The sequence below is a fragment of the Streptomyces sp. NPDC001781 genome (genome assembly GCF_053596035.1).
In genome coordinates this window covers 61,002-76,523 of the sequence record NZ_JBSFFI010000002.1, presented here as the reverse complement: position 1 = coordinate 76,523, position 15,522 = coordinate 61,002, and the positions used below count along the sequence as shown (strand labels likewise).

The 15,522-nt window shown below is 70.8% G+C and carries 15 protein-coding genes and 1 tRNA gene; 10 read left to right on the top strand and 6 right to left on the bottom strand.

The window, feature by feature from the left end; genetic code table 11:
• Positions 1-9 precede the first annotated feature (9 nt).
• From ACWCV3_RS02095 to ACWCV3_RS02085, 3 genes are all read left to right on the top strand, one after another.
• Positions 10-1,083 (top strand): Gfo/Idh/MocA family protein, encoded by a 1,074-nt coding sequence (locus tag ACWCV3_RS02095; protein ID WP_451216999.1) that lies wholly within the window; start codon positions 10-12, stop codon positions 1,081-1,083.
• On the top strand, positions 1,083-1,559 hold the full coding sequence (locus ACWCV3_RS02090) for a heme-degrading domain-containing protein (RefSeq protein WP_451216997.1): 477 nt from the start codon (positions 1,083-1,085) through the stop codon (positions 1,557-1,559). Before ACWCV3_RS02095 ends, ACWCV3_RS02090 begins: the two co-directional genes overlap by 1 nt.
• A gap of 81 nt (positions 1,560-1,640) precedes the next feature.
• Complete coding sequence (locus ACWCV3_RS02085) at positions 1,641-2,522, top strand: LLM class F420-dependent oxidoreductase (RefSeq protein ID WP_451216995.1); 882 nt, start codon at positions 1,641-1,643, stop codon at positions 2,520-2,522.
• 20 nt (positions 2,523-2,542) lie between these two features.
• Here ACWCV3_RS02085 and yidC read toward each other — a convergent pair whose 3' ends face one another.
• Both yidC and ACWCV3_RS02075 read right to left on the bottom strand, forming a co-directional pair.
• A complete protein-coding gene (yidC, locus tag ACWCV3_RS02080) occupies positions 2,543-3,238 on the bottom strand; it encodes a membrane protein insertase YidC (protein ID WP_451216992.1) in 696 nt (231 codons plus the stop codon).
• A gap of 107 nt (positions 3,239-3,345) precedes the next feature.
• Positions 3,346-3,669: a DUF6412 domain-containing protein gene (locus ACWCV3_RS02075; RefSeq protein WP_451216989.1), complete on the bottom strand. Its 324-nt coding sequence runs from the start codon at positions 3,667-3,669 to the stop codon at positions 3,346-3,348.
• A gap of 171 nt (positions 3,670-3,840) precedes the next feature.
• On the opposite strand from ACWCV3_RS02075, the gene ACWCV3_RS02070 reads away from it, so the two are divergent.
• From ACWCV3_RS02070 to ACWCV3_RS02060, 3 genes are all read left to right on the top strand, one after another.
• Positions 3,841-4,854, top strand: coding sequence for an SEC-C domain-containing protein (locus ACWCV3_RS02070; protein ID WP_451216986.1), 1,014 nt, complete (start codon positions 3,841-3,843; stop codon positions 4,852-4,854).
• Between the two features lie 81 nt (positions 4,855-4,935).
• Positions 4,936-8,085, top strand: coding sequence for a DUF3427 domain-containing protein (locus tag ACWCV3_RS02065; RefSeq protein WP_451216983.1), 3,150 nt, complete (start codon positions 4,936-4,938; stop codon positions 8,083-8,085).
• 340 nt (positions 8,086-8,425) lie between these two features.
• The gene (locus tag ACWCV3_RS02060; RefSeq protein WP_086695677.1) at positions 8,426-8,728 is read left to right on the top strand and encodes a hypothetical protein; all 303 of its coding nucleotides are present in this window, start codon (positions 8,426-8,428) and stop codon (positions 8,726-8,728) included.
• Between the two features lie 140 nt (positions 8,729-8,868).
• Here the strand turns inward: ACWCV3_RS02060 and ACWCV3_RS02055 are convergent, their stop codons facing one another.
• Positions 8,869-10,368, bottom strand: coding sequence for an MFS transporter (locus tag ACWCV3_RS02055; protein ID WP_451216980.1), 1,500 nt, complete (start codon positions 10,366-10,368; stop codon positions 8,869-8,871).
• 113 nt (positions 10,369-10,481) lie between these two features.
• Positions 10,482-11,828: a DUF445 domain-containing protein gene (locus tag ACWCV3_RS02050; protein WP_451216977.1), complete on the bottom strand. Its 1,347-nt coding sequence runs from the start codon at positions 11,826-11,828 to the stop codon at positions 10,482-10,484.
• A gap of 206 nt (positions 11,829-12,034) precedes the next feature.
• Here ACWCV3_RS02050 and ACWCV3_RS02045 point away from each other — a divergent pair, with 206 nt between their 5' ends.
• Together ACWCV3_RS02045 and rdgB are read left to right on the top strand one after the other, a co-directional pair.
• Positions 12,035-13,366: an SGNH/GDSL hydrolase family protein gene (locus ACWCV3_RS02045; protein WP_451216975.1), complete on the top strand. Its 1,332-nt coding sequence runs from the start codon at positions 12,035-12,037 to the stop codon at positions 13,364-13,366.
• A gap of 43 nt (positions 13,367-13,409) precedes the next feature.
• Entirely contained in the window at positions 13,410-14,012 is a 603-nt protein-coding gene (gene rdgB, locus ACWCV3_RS02040) for an RdgB/HAM1 family non-canonical purine NTP pyrophosphatase (RefSeq protein WP_451216973.1), read from the top strand.
• 4 nt (positions 14,013-14,016) lie between these two features.
• Here the strand turns inward: rdgB and ACWCV3_RS02035 are convergent.
• Together ACWCV3_RS02035 and bcp are read right to left on the bottom strand one after the other, a co-directional pair.
• Positions 14,017-14,103, bottom strand: a tRNA-Leu gene (locus ACWCV3_RS02035).
• A 39-nt stretch (positions 14,104-14,142) separates the two neighbouring features.
• On the bottom strand, positions 14,143-14,610 hold the full coding sequence (bcp, locus tag ACWCV3_RS02030) for a thioredoxin-dependent thiol peroxidase (protein WP_451216970.1): 468 nt from the start codon (positions 14,608-14,610) through the stop codon (positions 14,143-14,145).
• Between the two features lie 93 nt (positions 14,611-14,703).
• On the opposite strand from bcp, the gene ACWCV3_RS02025 reads away from it, so the two are divergent.
• Positions 14,704-15,042, top strand: a complete 339-nt coding sequence (locus ACWCV3_RS02025; RefSeq protein ID WP_451216967.1) for a DUF3618 domain-containing protein — start codon at positions 14,704-14,706, stop codon at positions 15,040-15,042.
• Between the two features lie 151 nt (positions 15,043-15,193).
• On the top strand, positions 15,194-15,496 hold the full coding sequence (locus tag ACWCV3_RS02020) for a GroES family chaperonin (protein WP_135788791.1): 303 nt from the start codon (positions 15,194-15,196) through the stop codon (positions 15,494-15,496).
• The last annotated feature ends 26 nt before the right edge of the window (positions 15,497-15,522 follow it).

Sequence of the window (15,522 nt, the reverse complement as noted above, 5' to 3'; positions counted from 1 at the left end):
GTGGGGGTCATGACTGGTACACCCCTCCGCGTCGGCCTGATCGGCTACGGCCTCGCCGGCTCCGTCTTCCACGCCCCGCTGATCGCCGCCACGGACGGTCTCGTCCTCGACACGGTCGTCACCTCGAACCCCGGGCGCCAGGAGCAGGCCCGCGCCGAGTTCCCGGACGTCCGTGTCGCCGCGACCCCGGACGAGCTGTTCGAGCGCGCCGGTGAGCTGGACCTGATCGTCGTCGCGTCCCCGAACAAGACGCACGTGCCGCTCGCCACCGCCGCCCTGGAGGCCGGCCTGCCGGTGGTCGTGGACAAGCCGGTCTCCGGCACCGCCGCCGAGGCCCGCGAACTGGCCGCCCTGGCCGACAAGCAGGGGGTCCTGCTCTCCGTCTTCCAGAACCGCCGCTGGGACAACGACTTCCTCACCCTGCGCATGCTGCTGGCCGACGGCGCGCTGGGCGACGTCTGGCGCTTCGAGTCCCGTTTCGAGCGCTGGCGCCCGCAGCCCAAGGGCGGCTGGCGCGAGTCCGGCGACCCGGCGGAGATCGGCGGCCTGCTCTACGACCTCGGCAGCCACGTCGTCGACCAGGCCGTCACCCTGTTCGGCCCGGTCACCGAGGTGTACGCCGAGGCGGTCGTACGCCGTGACGGCGCCGAGACGGACGACGACACCTTCCTCGCCCTGACCCACGCCGACGGCGTCCGCTCGCACCTCTACGTCTCCGCGACCACCGCCCAGCTCGGTCCCCGCTTCCGGGTGCTCGGTTCGCGCGCCGGGTTCGTGAAGTACGGCCTGGACCCGCAGGAGGCGGCACTGCGCGCCGGCGCCCGCCCCGGCGCCGAGGCCGGATGGGGCGTCGAGGAGGAGTCGCTGTGGGGCCGTCTGGGCGCCGGCGAGTCCCCGGTCACCGGCGGCGGCAAGCCCGTCGAGACGGTGCCCGGCGACTACCCCGCCTACTACGCGGCCGTCGCCGCCGCCGTGCGGGGCACCGGCCCGAACCCGGTGACCGCGCTGGAGGCCGCCAGGACCCTCGACGTACTGGAGGCGGCCCGCCGCTCCGCCCGCGACAAGGTGACGGTGACCCTCTGATGACGCAGGCACAGAACACCCCGAGCGTGGCGGACCTGGAGGCCCAGGAAGAGCGCCTGGTCTTCCGTACCTTCACCCACGACGACGCCTGGGCGCTGGGCTCCCTCCTGGTCGGGCTGGGCCGGGAGCGGCAGGCGCCGATCGCCGTCGACATCCACCGCGCCGGCCAGCAGCTCTTCCACGCGGCGCTGCCCGGCTCGACCCCGGACAACGACGCCTGGATCGCCCGCAAGCGCCGGGTGGTGGAGCGGTACGGCTCCGCCTCCTACCTGGTCGGCTCGCGTTTCCGCGCCAAGGGCACGACCTTCGAGGACTCGTCCCGCCTCGACCCCGACCGCTACGCGGCGCACGGCGGCTCCTTCCCGATCACCGTGGAGGGCGTGGGCGTCATCGGCTCGGTGACCGTCTCCGGCCTGCCCCAGGTCGAGGACCACCGGCTGGTGGTCGAGGCGCTGGAGCGGTTCCTGGGGGTGTGATCCCCGCGCGGCTCCCTCCGGCCGGGCCCGTCGTGCACGACGATTCCTCGTGCACGACATCCAGCCGGAGGGAACGACCCGATGAGCGACTCGACGAGCGGAAGCATCTCCAAGGCGGAGATCGGCCGGTACGGCGTATGGAGCGTCGGCCTGCGCGACGAGGACCCGGACCGGCGCGGTGAGATCGGGGAGGCGGCGGCCGAACTCCAGGAACTCGGCTACGGCACCGCCTGGCTCGGTGGCTCCAGCGCGCCCGTCAACGCGCTGCCGCTGCTGGAGAAGACCGACCGGCTGATCGTCGGCACCAGCATCCAGAGCATCTGGCAGCACGACGCCCGGGAGAGCGCGGCCGGCTGCGCCGAGGTCGAGGCCGCGCACCCGGGCCGCTTCCTGCTCGGCCTCGGGGTGAGCCACGCCAAGCTGGCCGAGCAGTACCGGCGGCCGTACTCGGCCCTGGTGGAGTACCTGGACGAGCTGGACGCGGCCGGTGTCCCGGCCGGGCGGCGCGTCCTGGCCGCGCTCGGCCCGAAGACCGTACGGCTGGCGGGCGAGCGCTCGCTGGGGGCCGTCCCCTACCTCGTCACCCCCGAGCACACCGCGCGGGCCCGCGAGATCCTCGGCCGGGAACCGCTGCTGGCGCCGGAGTTCGGTGTCGTACTGGAATCCGACCCGGCCCGCGCACGTGAACTGGCCCGCGGTCACCTGGACATGTACCTCCAGCTCCCCAACTACACCACCAACTTCCAGCGGCTCGGCTTCACCGAGGACGACCTGCGCGACGGCGGCAGCGACCGGCTGATCGACGCGCTGTACGCCTGGGGCGACGACGGCACCGTCCGCGAGAGGGTGAACGCCTTCCTCACCGCCGGCGCCGACCACGTCGCCCTCCAGGTCGTCCAGTCCGGCGCCCCCGAGGACCTGCCCCGCGCGGCCTGGCGAAGGCTGGCGGGCATCCTCCTCTGACCGTCCCGCCGCCCGGGTGCTCATGACAGCACCACCCGCTCCACCGCGCTCCAGGTGGTGCTGGTGACGACGTAGAGCGCGGCGGCCAGGGGAACGACGGCGACGGTCGCCAGGGTGAGGAAGGACAGGAACGGGGCCACCTTGGCGACCGCTGCCTGACCTGGCACGGCACCCGCCTGCACGGGGTTCCCGGCCGCCATGCGCCTGGTTCGGCGGAAGTTGACCACGGCGACCGCCGCGACGACGGCGAAGAGGGCCATATAGACGAGGTCGGCCCCGCCGAAGATTCCGCCGCTCAGGGCGTCGGTCCAGTGACCGGCCAGCGGGGCGGCGAAGAGGTCGTGGTCCAGGAGGGTGTTGGGGGCGTCGCCGATCGTGGCGTTGGAGAAGAGGTGGTAAAGCATGAAGAACGCGGGGAGTTGGAGCAGACCGGGCAGCAGACCGGAGAACGGGGAGACCTTCGCCTCGGTGTGCAGCTCCAGCATCGCCCGCTGCAGCCGCTCGGGATCACGGGCGTACTTCCCGCGTAGTTCGGTGATCCTCGGCTGGAGCGCGGCGCGGGCCCGCTGGCCCCGGGCGGCGGCACGGGCGAGCGGGTGGGTGGCCAGCCGGACCAGCGCGGTGAACAGGACGATCGCGGCGGCGGTCGCGGAGGAGTGGAAGAACGGCTGGAGCAGGTCGGCGAGGTGCTCGACCAGGCGGGCGAAGAAGGACATGGGTTGACCCTCCGTACGGGATGGCGTCGTGCCGGGTGGGACGGCCGGGTTGTGGCCGGTGGCAGGACGACCCGCGCGGGCGGGGCGGACGGACGGGTGGTGCGGCCCTACACGCAGGCCGTCGGCGGGACTCGGCCAGGCGCCCGTGGCCTGCGCCGTCCCCTCGCGTCGGGGTCACGCTGCGCCAGGAACGCCGTACGGCCGGCCCTGTCGCGTATCGCGGTTCGAACGCGCGTCGGAGAGACGGCGGGGACACGGCGGGCGGTGAGGACCGAGCAGAGGGCGAGGGCGGTGCCGACGGCGGTGGTCGCGGCGAGGGCGACGGCGGTGGTGAGACCGGCGGAGCCGATCGGGGCGGCCTGAGTCAGCAGGAGTTGGACCAGGACGAGCAGCGGCATCAGGACGCGCGTCACGGCGGCACCACTGCGCATCGTCGCCCCCTCCCTGTCCCCTCGCCCCCACGGCTACGGGCTGTACAGGCCCGTTCACCCCGTACAACGCCCGGGGTTCCGGGCCGGTTCCCGATCTTCGCCCCGCGTTGGGGAAACTTCCTCGTCGGGCGCCCTCCTCCGCTGTCACCCCTCGGCAGTACGGTGTCATCCATGCGCCCCGACACGCCTGCCGAGAACGTCGACCACACCGCTGAAGCGGCACGCCTGGAGCGGACCGCCGGCCTGTACCCCGAGGACGCGGAGGCGCTGCTGCTGCGCGCCGCGGCCCACCTCGAACTGTCCGGCGCCCGCCCCGCGGCGACCGCGCTCTACGACCGCCTGCTGTCCTCCGCCGGCCCGCTGGAGCATCCGCAGCTCGTCCGCGCCCTGAAGGCGGCGAACCTGTGGGAGTACGGCCACGAGGCCGAGGCGCGCGCGATCATCGACGGCATCCGCACGGCCGCTCCGCGGGACCCGGCGCCGTGGGTGATCGTCGCGGAGGCACTGGAGTCGCACGACGAACTGGAGGCGGCGCACGAGACGTTCCAGCAGGGCGCGGTCCTGCTGCTGACGGACGCGCCGGAGCCGTCCTACGCCACGCACCCGCTCCTCTTCGGCCGCCACCGGGTCCGCCGGATGCTCGGCCTGCCCCACGACACCTGGGACGCCCTCGCCGACACCCTCCACACCTCGCCGGTCTCCCTGGACGAACTGCACGACCCCAAGCGCGTCTGGTCCCTCGGCTCGGAGAACCCGGCGGAACTGGAGGCCGAGATCTCCCGCCTGCGAGCGGAACTGTCCACGGCCCGCGAGGCGTTGTCCCGCCCCTATCCGGTGGCGGTCCTGCACTGGCCCTCTTCCGAGCTGACGGAACTGGTGACGGCGTACCCGGCCCTGGAGTCGGAGTACACGTCCCACGCGGACCACCTGGCGACCATAGAGACGTCCCTGCGCGAACTCTCCGCCTCCGGCACCCCGAACCTGGGCATCGTCACGGGCACGGTCCCGTCGTACGAGGCGTTCGCCGCCTCGGAGGGATCGTCCCCGGCTGACCCGTCCCTGCTCCCGCAGTACGCGACGACACTCGCGGCCCGGGGGCTGGCGGTGGCCTGGCCGCCGGGGCGGGGGGCGGGGTGCTGGTGCGGATCGGGCGCCTCGTATGCGGAGTGCCACGGAGCGGAGTGAGACGCACTGACACCCCTTCAGCCGCTGTCAGTAGCGGCTGTTACAACTAACCCGCACTGATGGGCGCCTGAGGGGGTTGCGGTGACGGAAGCGAAGGGCTCTGCCGAGCCGGTTGCCGGGGTCTACGAGAAGCTGATCACTCAGGACGACGAGCGAGAGCTCCGACAGCTTGAGGCTCTGGGCTGGAAAGCGATCAACTCAGAGGTCAGCACGGAGTCCACGCCCTACGTGCTTGCTCGACACATCGGGGCGATGGTCGCCCAACGGCTCACCCAGCTACCGCCGCAGCAGCGGGTGCCGTTCGCCAACGAAGTCCTGGCCTCGCTTGCTGCCCAGAACACGCCGGAAAGCGCCCCCGAGCCGGTCAGTGCCCTCGTCGAGGGGCCGCAGCAGCTACTCGCGCTGGCCAAGCAAGAGGCTCCGGGGGCCTACTCCGTCCGGCCGTTGACCCCGCTGTCTGAGGCATCGCTGCTCACGAATTCTCCGGAGGACCTGAACCTCGGCACCGAACTCCGAGCCGAGCTTGCCACTGCGGACCGCATCGACCTGCTGTGCGCCTTCGTGAAGTGGTACGGGATACGGGTCCTTGAGGACGCGCTGCACGCTGCCAAGGAGCGCGGCGTGCCGATCCGGGTCATCACGACCACGTACATGGGTGCTACAGACCGCCATGCTCTGGACCGCCTCGTAAGGGACTTCGGCGCCACAGTGAAGGTCAACTACGAGATTCGGTCCACTCGCCTGCACGCGAAGGCATGGCTCTTCCGTCGCAACACGGGCTTCGACACGGCGTATGTGGGCAGCTCAAATCTCTCTCGGGCCGCGCTTCTCGACGGGCTCGAGTGGAACGTGCGTCTGTCGTCCGTGGCTACACCGGCGGTGCTGGACAAGTTCGAGGCGACGTTTGACGCGTACTGGAACGACACTGCCTTCGAGACGTACGACCCTGACCAGCACGGGGCGCGCTTGGACGAAGCACTCGCGCAAGCGAGTGGTGCGGGGTCCCGCGCGGACTTGAAGATCAACCTCTCCGGTCTCGAAGTACGCCCCTTCCCCCATCAACGGGACATGCTGGAGCGCCTCACGGTCGAACGGGAGCTTCGCGGCCGGCACCGGAACCTCCTCGTTGCCGCCACCGGCACGGGCAAGACCGTGATGGCCGCCTTGGACTACCGCAGCTTGATCAAGGATTTCGAGGGTCGCCAGCCCCGACTTCTCTTCGTCGCCCACCGCAAGGAGATTCTGCGGCAGTCACTCCGCACCTACCGCGAAGTCCTCGATGACGGCTCGTTCGGCGAGCTTCTGCATGGCGGCCAGGACCCGCGCGAATGGAACCACGTCTTCGCCAGTGTCCAGTCCCTCAACGTTCAGCGTCTCGAGCAGTTGGCTCCCGACCACTTCGACATCATCGTGATCGACGAGTTCCACCATGCCACCGCGTCGACCTACCGGCGGGTTATCGAGCACTTCACACCCAAGCAATTGCTGGGCCTGACGGCCACGCCCGAGCGGATGGATGGACGTAACGTCCAGGATGAGTTCTTCGATGGCAGGATCGCGGCCGAAATGCGCCTCTGGGAGGCGTTGGAAAACGACCTCCTCTGCCCCTTCCACTACTTCGGCGTCCCCGATGGCACGGATCTCACGAACCTGAACTGGCAGAAGGGTTCGTACACCGACCAGGACCTCGACAAGCTCTACACGGGCAACCATGCCCGCGCCCGCATCGTGGTGAAGCAGATCCTGGACAAGCTCTCCAACCCCGGGTCCATGCGAGCGCTCGGCTTCTGCGTAACCAAGGCACACGCTCACTTCATGGCGGGCTTCTTCCGCGAGGCCGGCTTCGAAGCCGTGGCACTCGACAGTGACTCCTCCTCGGACACGCGTGCCCAGGCGCTTGCCGATCTCCGTGACGGCAAGCTTCAGGTGATCTTCTCCGTCGACCTCTTCAACGAGGGGCTGGACATCCCCGACGTCGACACTCTGCTTTTGCTCCGTCCGACGAACAGCGCCACGATCTTCCTTCAGCAGCTGGGCCGAGGGCTGCGGCGCACCGAGACCAAGCCGGTGCTCACCGTCCTGGACTTCATCGGGCAGCACCGCGCCGAGTTCCGCTTTGAGGAGCAGTTCCGGGCTCTGACCAACCTGACCCGGAACCGACTGGCCGATCACATAGAGCATGACTTCCCGCAGCTCCCGTCGGGCTGCCAGATCGTCCTGGAGGGCAAGTCCAAGGACTTCGTCCTGGACAACATCAGGACCCAGCTTGGGGCCACGGTGAAGACGCTGGTAAAGGAGGTGAAGTCTTATCACACGCCTCTATTGGCCGACTACCTGCGAGAAAGCAGGCGTGAGATCAAGGAGCTCTACAAGAGCGACAACTCCTGGACTGCGGTCCTGCGCCGCGCAGGGTTCCTCGAGGAGACCGCTCCCCCTGCCGAGGCGGCGCTGCTCAGGCGAGTCCATGCCTTTCTTCATGTCGACGACCCGGAGCGGGCGGACGCCTATCAGCGGTTGCTTCAGGACGACGCGCCCACCTATGCGGAGCTGGCCCCTCTCGATCAGGCTTACGCTCGCATGCTGTTCTTCAACATTTGGGACAACGCGGGCGGATTCACCAGTTACCAGGAGGGTCTGGGGTCGCTGCGCCCGTTGAGGGAGTTCCGCGATGAGTTGCGTCAGCTGCTCACGCATGTCATGGCACACACGGATCACTTCCCGCTCTCCCTTTCCGGACGCCTGGAGCAGGTGCCGCTAAAGGTGCACAGCGCCTACAACCGCTCCGAGATCCTCGCTGCTCTGGGTGTGGCCCGCCTAGGCGGTCAAATGCCGCGGTCCTTCGCACAGGGAGTGCAGTGGGTCGATGAATTGCGGACGGATGCGCTGCTCATAACCCTCGAGAAGAACGAGAAGGACTTCTCCCCCACCGTTCGATACCGGGACTACGCACTGAGCCCGACGCTCTTCCACTGGGAGTCACAGAACGCCACGGCTGCCGACTCCCGCACCGGCAAGCGCTACCAGCAGCATGCGGCCTTGGGCAGTGAAGTCCTTCTCTTCGTGCGGCGCTACAAGAACACCGACATAGGCAAGTCTCAGCCCTGGATGCTGCTTGGACCGGCCACGTACGACACGCACACCGGCAGCAAGCCGATGGCCATCACCTGGCGTCTCAAGCACGAGCTACCGGCTGATGTCTGGACGTACTCCGCTGCCGTCAAGGCAAGCTGACCGGCTGTTCGGTGGGTGCCCCAGTGCTGTGCCATGAACGCCGGGTCGGGCCAGGTGCCAGCGGGCTGTCACCGGGAGGTGGGTGAGCAGGGCCGGGCGGACGGTGCGGGTGACCGACTCCGCCTCCGCTGCGCGGCGGTACCGGCCAAGCTCGCGAACCGCTTCCGTCGGGGAAATCGGCTGCACGGACGTGACGGTCACCGCGGGGGTCTTCTCCCGGGACGTCGGTCATCGTGGGGACAAGAGCAGCATGACCCGGTCGGTGGGAGCCGCGCACCGCGCGTTAGCCTCGGCGGCAAGTATGACGAACACGGCATACCGGAACGACAGGAGACACGTCATGGCCAAGGTTCCTGGCGCGGTGGTCGCCGCCACCGGGCTCGTCGGTGGGTACGGCGTCGCTCGGTGGACCAAGAAGCGGCCGCTCGGCGGGGTCGTGCTGGCCGCCGCCGGGGCCGTTGCCGCCCGTGAGTGGAACGCCCGGGCCGGGGCCCCCACCGCCGCCGCGCTGACCGGTGCGTACGTGGCCGGGTTCGCCGGGTCCCACCCCCTCGCCAAGAAGGTCGGCGCCTGGCCGTCCGTCCTCGGCGTGGCCGGCGCGGTCGCCCTCGCCTCCTGGGCCTTCGCGGACCGCCGGAGCTGAACCGCGGCGAGCCGGCGCCGGCCTCCCCCCTCAGCCCGCGAACATCCCGGAGCTGGACACCGCCTCCCCGGCCCGCCTCAAGCCGAAGGGGCCGCCCGGTACACCCCGGACGGCCCCGACCGCTCACGACCCGGGACCCGCTACGCCACTCCCACGCCCTTCTCCCCCGCCCCCGAAGGCGAGGTGGACGACAGGGGCGTGGCCACGTCCTCCAGTGACCGTCCCTCCGCCCGTACCGCCAGGACCGCCGCCACCAGTCCCGCCACGCACATCAGGGACGCGCCGATCTGGAAGGCGAGGACCGTGTCGCCCACCCGGCCGGTGCCGGTCAGGTCCGCGAAGATCAGCGGGCCGCTGATGCCGCCCGCCGCGGTGCCCAGGGCGTAGAAGAAGGCGATCGACATCGCCCGGGTCTCCATCGGGAAGATCTCCGAGACCGTCAGGTACGCGCTGGACGCCCCCGCCGAGGCGAAGAAGAGGACCGCGCACCAGCAGGCCGTCAGGGTGGAGGCGCTCAGCGAACCCCGGTCGAAGAGCCAGGCCGTGGCGAAGAGCAGGGCTCCGGAGAGCAGGTAGGTGGACGAGATCATCACCCGCCGCCCCACCGTGTCGAACAGCTTGCCCAGCAGCAGGGGACCGAAGAAGTTGCCGACCGCGATGACCGCGAAGTAGTAGCCCGTCCGGTCGGCCGGGACGTCGAAGAAGCGGGTGAGGATGGCGCCGAAACCGAAGGTGATGGCGTTGTAGAGGAACGCCTGGCCGATGAAGAGGGAGAAGCCGAGCACCGCGCGCTTGCGGTAGCGGCCGAAGACGGTGCGGGCGATCTCCAGGAAGGTGACGCTGCCCCGCCGGTGGATCTCCAGCCGGCCCTCCGGGGCGGGCAGCCGCTCTCCCGTCTGTTCCTCGATCTTCCGCTCGATCCCGGAGACGATCTCCTCGGCCTCGTCGTCCCGCCCGTGGATCAGCAGCCAGCGCGGACTCTCTGGTACGTGCCGGCGCACCAGCAGGATGACCAGGGCGAGGACCGCGCCGAGGGCGAACGTCAGCCGCCAGCCGATGTTCTCCGGCAGGAAGGCGGTGTCCAGCGCCAGGATGGACAGCAGGGAACCGCCGACCGCGCCCAGCCAGAAACTGCCGTTGATCATCAGGTCGACCCGGCCGCGGTAGTTCGCGGGGATCAGCTCGTCGATTGCGGAGTTGATGGCCGCGTACTCCCCGCCGATGCCGAAGCCGGTCAGGAAGCGGAACATGAAGAACCACCACGCTTCGGTGGACAGCGAGGTCAGCGCGGTCGCCGCCAGATACACCGCCAGCGTGATCATGAACAGCTTGCGGCGCCCGAAATGGTCCGTCAGGCGCCCCCAGAAGAGGGCACCGATGCACGCACCGGCCACGTACAGCGCGGCCGCGGTGCCGGTGATCTGCCCGGAGCTGATGGCCAGTCCGCTGCCCGACTCGGAGAGCCGGCCCGCGATGTTGCCGACGACCGTGACCTCCAGGCCGTCCAGGATCCACACCGTGCCCAGACCGACCACGATCGTCCAGTGCCAGCGGGACCACGGCAGGCGGTCCAGCCTGGCCGGGATGTCGGTGGTGGTCGATCCGCCCGCTCTCGGTGACGTCCCTGCTCCCGTGCTCATCGGCACCCCTCGCTCATCGGCACCCCTCTTCGTCGAAGGACGAGTTACGGGTGCCCGCGCCGCGCGGGATCAGACCGGGCCGTTTCGCGGGCTCACCTTGCCGGACGGGCAGTTCAGCCGCCCAGCGCCCGCGACACGGTGTAGATCACCAGCCCGGCCAGCGAACCCACCACCGTGCCGTTGATCCGGATGAACTGGAGGTCGCGCCCGATGTGCGCCTCGATCTTGCGGGTGGTGTGCTCGGCGTCCCAGCCCGCCACCGTCTCGGTGATCAGCGAGGTGATCTCCTTGCGGTACGTCGTCACCACGTGCACGGCCGCGCCCTCGATCCAGCGGTCCACCTTGCCCCGCATCTTCGGCTCGGTCGCCAGCCGTCGCCCGAGGGAGAGCAGCCCGGCCCGCACCCGCAGACGCAGCTCGCTCTGCTCGTCCTCAGCGGCCGCGACGATCATCGCCCGTACGGCGGTCCAGGCGGACGCGATCAGGTCCTGCACCTCGTCCCGCGCCAGCACCTCGCTCTTGAGCCGCTCCACCCGTGTCCGCGTCTCGGTGTCGGACTGGAGGTCGGAGGCGAAGTCGGTGAGGAAGCGGTCCAGGGCGGCCCGCGCGGGGTGCGAGGGCATCTCCCGCATCTCCGTGACGAAGCGCAGCAGTTCCCGGTAGACGCGGTCGCCGACCTTGCGGTCGACGAAGCGCGGGGTCCAGCCGGGCGCGCCGCCCTCGATGGCCACCATCACGTCGTCCCGGTGCCGCTCCAGCCACTCGTGGGCGCGGCCCACCACCAGGTCGACCACCCGCCGGTGGCCGCCGTCGGCCACGATCCGGTCCAGCAGCTTGCCCACGGCCGGACCGATCTCCCGCGCGTCGGCCCGCCGGGTGATCGCCTCCCCCACCACCGCCTGCACGTCCGAGTCACGCAGCACGGTCAGCGTGCCGCGCAGCGCGGTGGCCAGCTCGGCGGTGACCCGGTCGGCGTTCGCCGGCTCGGCCAGCCAGTCACCGAGCCTGCTGCCGATGCCGACGGCGGCGAGCCGCTGCCGTACGACGCCCTCGGAGAGGAAGTTCTCCCCGACGAACTCGCCCAGTGAGACACCGAGCTGGTCCTTCTTGGTGGGGATGATCGCGGTGTGCGGGATGGGCAGGCCCAGCGGGTGCCGGAACAGCGCGGTGACCGCGAACCAGTCCGCGAGCGCGCCGACCATCCCGGCCTCGGCGGCCGCCGCCACGTAACCCGTCCAGGGTCCCGCCCCCGCGTGCCCGGCCCAGGTGGCCAGGGCGTAGACGACGGCGACGAACAGCAGCAGTCCGGCCGCCGTGAGCTTCATGCGCCGTACGCCGCGCTGCCGCTCCTCGTCGGCCGCCGTGAAGGCGGTCATGGTCCGGTACGAACCGGCCCGCCCGGCAGCCGTCGGCCGGGGGGTACGGCCCGGCTCCGCCTCTTCCGTTTGCGCGCGTTCCATCTCGCTCCGCCCGATCGGTGATCCCGCACACACATTGTCCCTTCCCGGCTTCCGGCGGAACGGGCGGGAGGTCCACGGCGTCAGAGCTGAGGGGGGCCGGGGCACGTCCCGTGGACCGGGGTGCCCGTCAACTCCGTTCCCCCATATGCCGCATCATGGTGTATCGATCGTCCGGCTTCCCGTCTCCCGAGGAGTACAACGCCAGCATGACCAAGCGCCACGGTTATGCCCTGCTCAGTGCGTTCGTCGCACTCGTCGTCGCCCTTTCCGTCACCGTCCTCATGAGGTCGGCGGCCGGCGACAGCGCCTCGGGGTCCTCGGCCACCGGGCGGCGCCCCCACGGCTCGTCCGCCGCGCCCGCCTCCGCGGGAACCTGGGTCGGCTCCTGGGCCGCCTCGCCCGTCGGCGCCGAGCCCGGTACCGAGGCCGCCGGCCTGGCGGGCCGCTCGGTGCGCAACGTCGTGCACGCGCACACCGGCGGTACGAGCGCCCGGGTCACCCTGTCCAACCTCTACGGGCAGACGCCGCTGTCCATCACGCACGCGTCGGTGGCCCTCTCGGCGGGCCGGGGCACCGCCGCCGCGCGTGCGGAGACGATGCGGCGCCTGACGTTCGACGGCGCCTACGCCGTCACCATCCCGGCCGGCGGACAGGCCGTGAGCGACGCGGTGCGGCTCGTCGTACCGCACGACCAGGACGTCCTGGTCACCACTTACTCCCCCACGCCGTCCGGTCCGGTCACCATCCACCCGCACGCGCGGCAGATCTCGTTCATGGCGCCCGGTGACCGCACCGAGGAGGCGACGGGCATCCCGTACGCCGAGCGGAGCGCGTACTGGCGGTACCTGACCGCGCTGGACGTGCTCAGCAACGAGGCGGACGGCACGGTCGTGGCGTTCGGCGACTCCATAACCGACGGCATCACCTCCACCATGGGCGAGAACCGCCGCTGGCCGGACGTGCTGGCCTCCCGGCTGCGCTCGGCCGCCGCGAGCGGGGCGGACGTGCCGCGCTACTCCGTGGTCAACGAGGGCATCACCGGCAACCAGGTGCTGGCCGACGGCCTGGGCCGGCCCGCCGAGAACCCGAGCGGGCGCTCCCGCTTCGGCCGTGACGCGCTGTCCCGGCCCAACGTCAAGGTCGTCGTCATCGACCTCGGTATCAACGACGTCACGCACTCCCGCTCGGCCGCCGACGGCACGAGGATCACCGACGGTCTGCGCACCCTGGTCCGGCAGGCGCACGCGCGCGGTCTGAAGGTCGTCGGCGCCACCCTGGCCCCCTTCCGCGGCCACCGGACCTGGACCCCGGCGCTGGAGCGGATGCGGCAGCAGGTCAACGCGGAGATCCGGGCCGGTGGGGTGTACGACGCGGTGGTCGACTTCGACCGCGTCCTGAAGGACCCCCGCGACCCGCGGCGGATGCTCCCGAAGTACGACTCCGGCGACCATCTGCACCCCGGCGACCTCGGTTTCCACACCATGGCCGAGGCCCTGGACCTGTCGCTCCTCAAGGGCGCCGGGCAGGCGGAGCTGTAGCCCGGGGCGGGGACGCGGAAGGGAGCCGGGGATACTGGCCCTCATGACCCGCTTGATCCTCGCCACCCGCAACGCCGGAAAGATCACCGAGCTGAGGGCCATCCTGGCCGACGCCGGGCTGCCGCACGAGCTGATCGGTGCCGACGCCTTCCCCGAGATCCCGGACGTCCGGGAGACCGGCGTCACCTTCGCGGAGAACGCCCTGCTGAAGGCGCACGCGCTGGCGCGGGCGACCGGGCTTCCGGCGGTCGCCGACGACTCCGGGCTCTGCGTCGACGTGCTGAACGGCGCCCCCGGCATCTTCTCCGCGCGCTGGGCCGGCCGGCACGGTGACGACGCCGCCAACCTCGACCTGCTGCTCGCCCAGCTCTCCGACATCGCGGAGGAGCACCGGGGGGCCCACTTCGCCTGCGCGGCGGCGCTGGCGCTGCCGGACGGCACCGAGCGGGTGGTGGAGGGGCAGCTCCGCGGCACCCTGCGGCAGGCCCCGGCGGGTACGGGCGGCTTCGGGTACGACCCGGTCCTCCAGCCGGAGGGCGAGAGCCGTACCTGCGCGGAGCTGAGCGCGGACGAGAAGAACGCCATCAGCCATCGCGGGAAGGCGTTCCGGGCCCTGGTCCCGGTGGTGCGGGAGCTGCTGGGCTGACTTCTGGTGCGGCCGGAGGGACTCGAACCCTCACGGGAGTTACCCCACTGGGACCTAAACCCAGCGTGACTGCCAATTCCACCACGGCCGCCTGCTGCTGCCCGGCCATGCTAGCGGCCGGGCGGCGGCATCAGATGCCCAGATCCTTGATGATCTTCGCCACGTGGCCGGTGGCCTTGACGTTGTACAACGCGCGCTCGACCTTGCCGTCCTCGTCCACGATCACCGTGGAGCGGATGACGCCGGTGACGGTCTTGCCGTAGAGCTTCTTCTCGCCGAAGGCGCCGTACGCCTCCAGCACCTTCTTCTCCGGGTCGGCGAGCAGGGTGACCTTCAGGTGCTCCTGCTCGCGGAACTTGGCCAGCTTCTCCGGCTTGTCGGGCGAGATGCCGATGACGTCGTACCCGGCACCGGCCAGCAGGGCGAGGTTGTCGGTGAAGTCGCACGCCTGCTTGGTGCAGCCGGGGGTAAGCGCCGCGGGATAGAAGTACACGATGGTCTTGCGGCCCTTGCGGTCCGACAGGGACACCTCGTTCCCGTCGGCGTCGGGCAGGGTGAAGGCGGGGGCAACGTCCCCGGTCTCAAGTCGCTCGCTCATCCGCAAAGCCTAACCGGGGGCCCTTGCCGTGCGGTGTGGCAAAGAGCTGACAGACTGTCCGGGACAGCATCAGGAGATTTCGGAGGCCGTACGGTGGCGGAGACGTCGGACACCAGAACACCGGCGCAGATCGAGGCGGACATCAAGCGCCGTCGTGCTGTGCTGGCCGAGACGCTCGACGAGATCGGGGTGCGGGTGCACCCGAAGACGATCGTCGGGGATGCCAAGGCGAAGGCCGTCGCCGGCGTGGACCGTGTCTTCGGGCGGGCGTACGTCCAGGTCAACCGGGTGATGACCGAGGTGCGGGACCAGTTCGTGGACGACGACGGCGCGCCCCGTGTGGAGCGCATCGTCCCCGCCGCGCTCATCGTCGCCGGGACGGTCGGTCTGATCGTCTCCGGATCGCGCAAGCGCAAGCACCGCCGCCGCTAGGGCCTCTGGTCCGGATCGGGCCGGGTCGTCGCGGCGGGGCGCCGGGGCGACCCGGCGGCTTGTCCGCGCCGCCCGGGCAGGTAGGTTCGGGGGCGTGAGCGCCAACAGAGACGAGCAGAGCACCTCCCAGCACGACAAGCTGCCCATCCGGATGCTGCACGACCGGGTTCTCGTGCGGCAGGAGACCGGTGAGGGCGAGCGCCGTTCGGGCGGCGGCATCCTGATCCCCGCGACCGCGGCGGTCGGGCGCCGGCTGGCCTGGGCCGCGGTCGTCGCGGTGGGGCAGAACGTACGGACCGTGGAGCCCGGCGACCGGGTCCTGTTCGACCCTGAGGACCTGGCGGAGGTGGAGGTCCGGGGCGTGGCGTACGTGCTGATGCGCGAGCGGGACCTGCACGCGGTGGCCGCGGACCGGTTCGAGGGGTCGGAGGACTCCACCGGGCTGTACCTCTGAGCCGTCGCCGGGACCAGCGCCGGGAG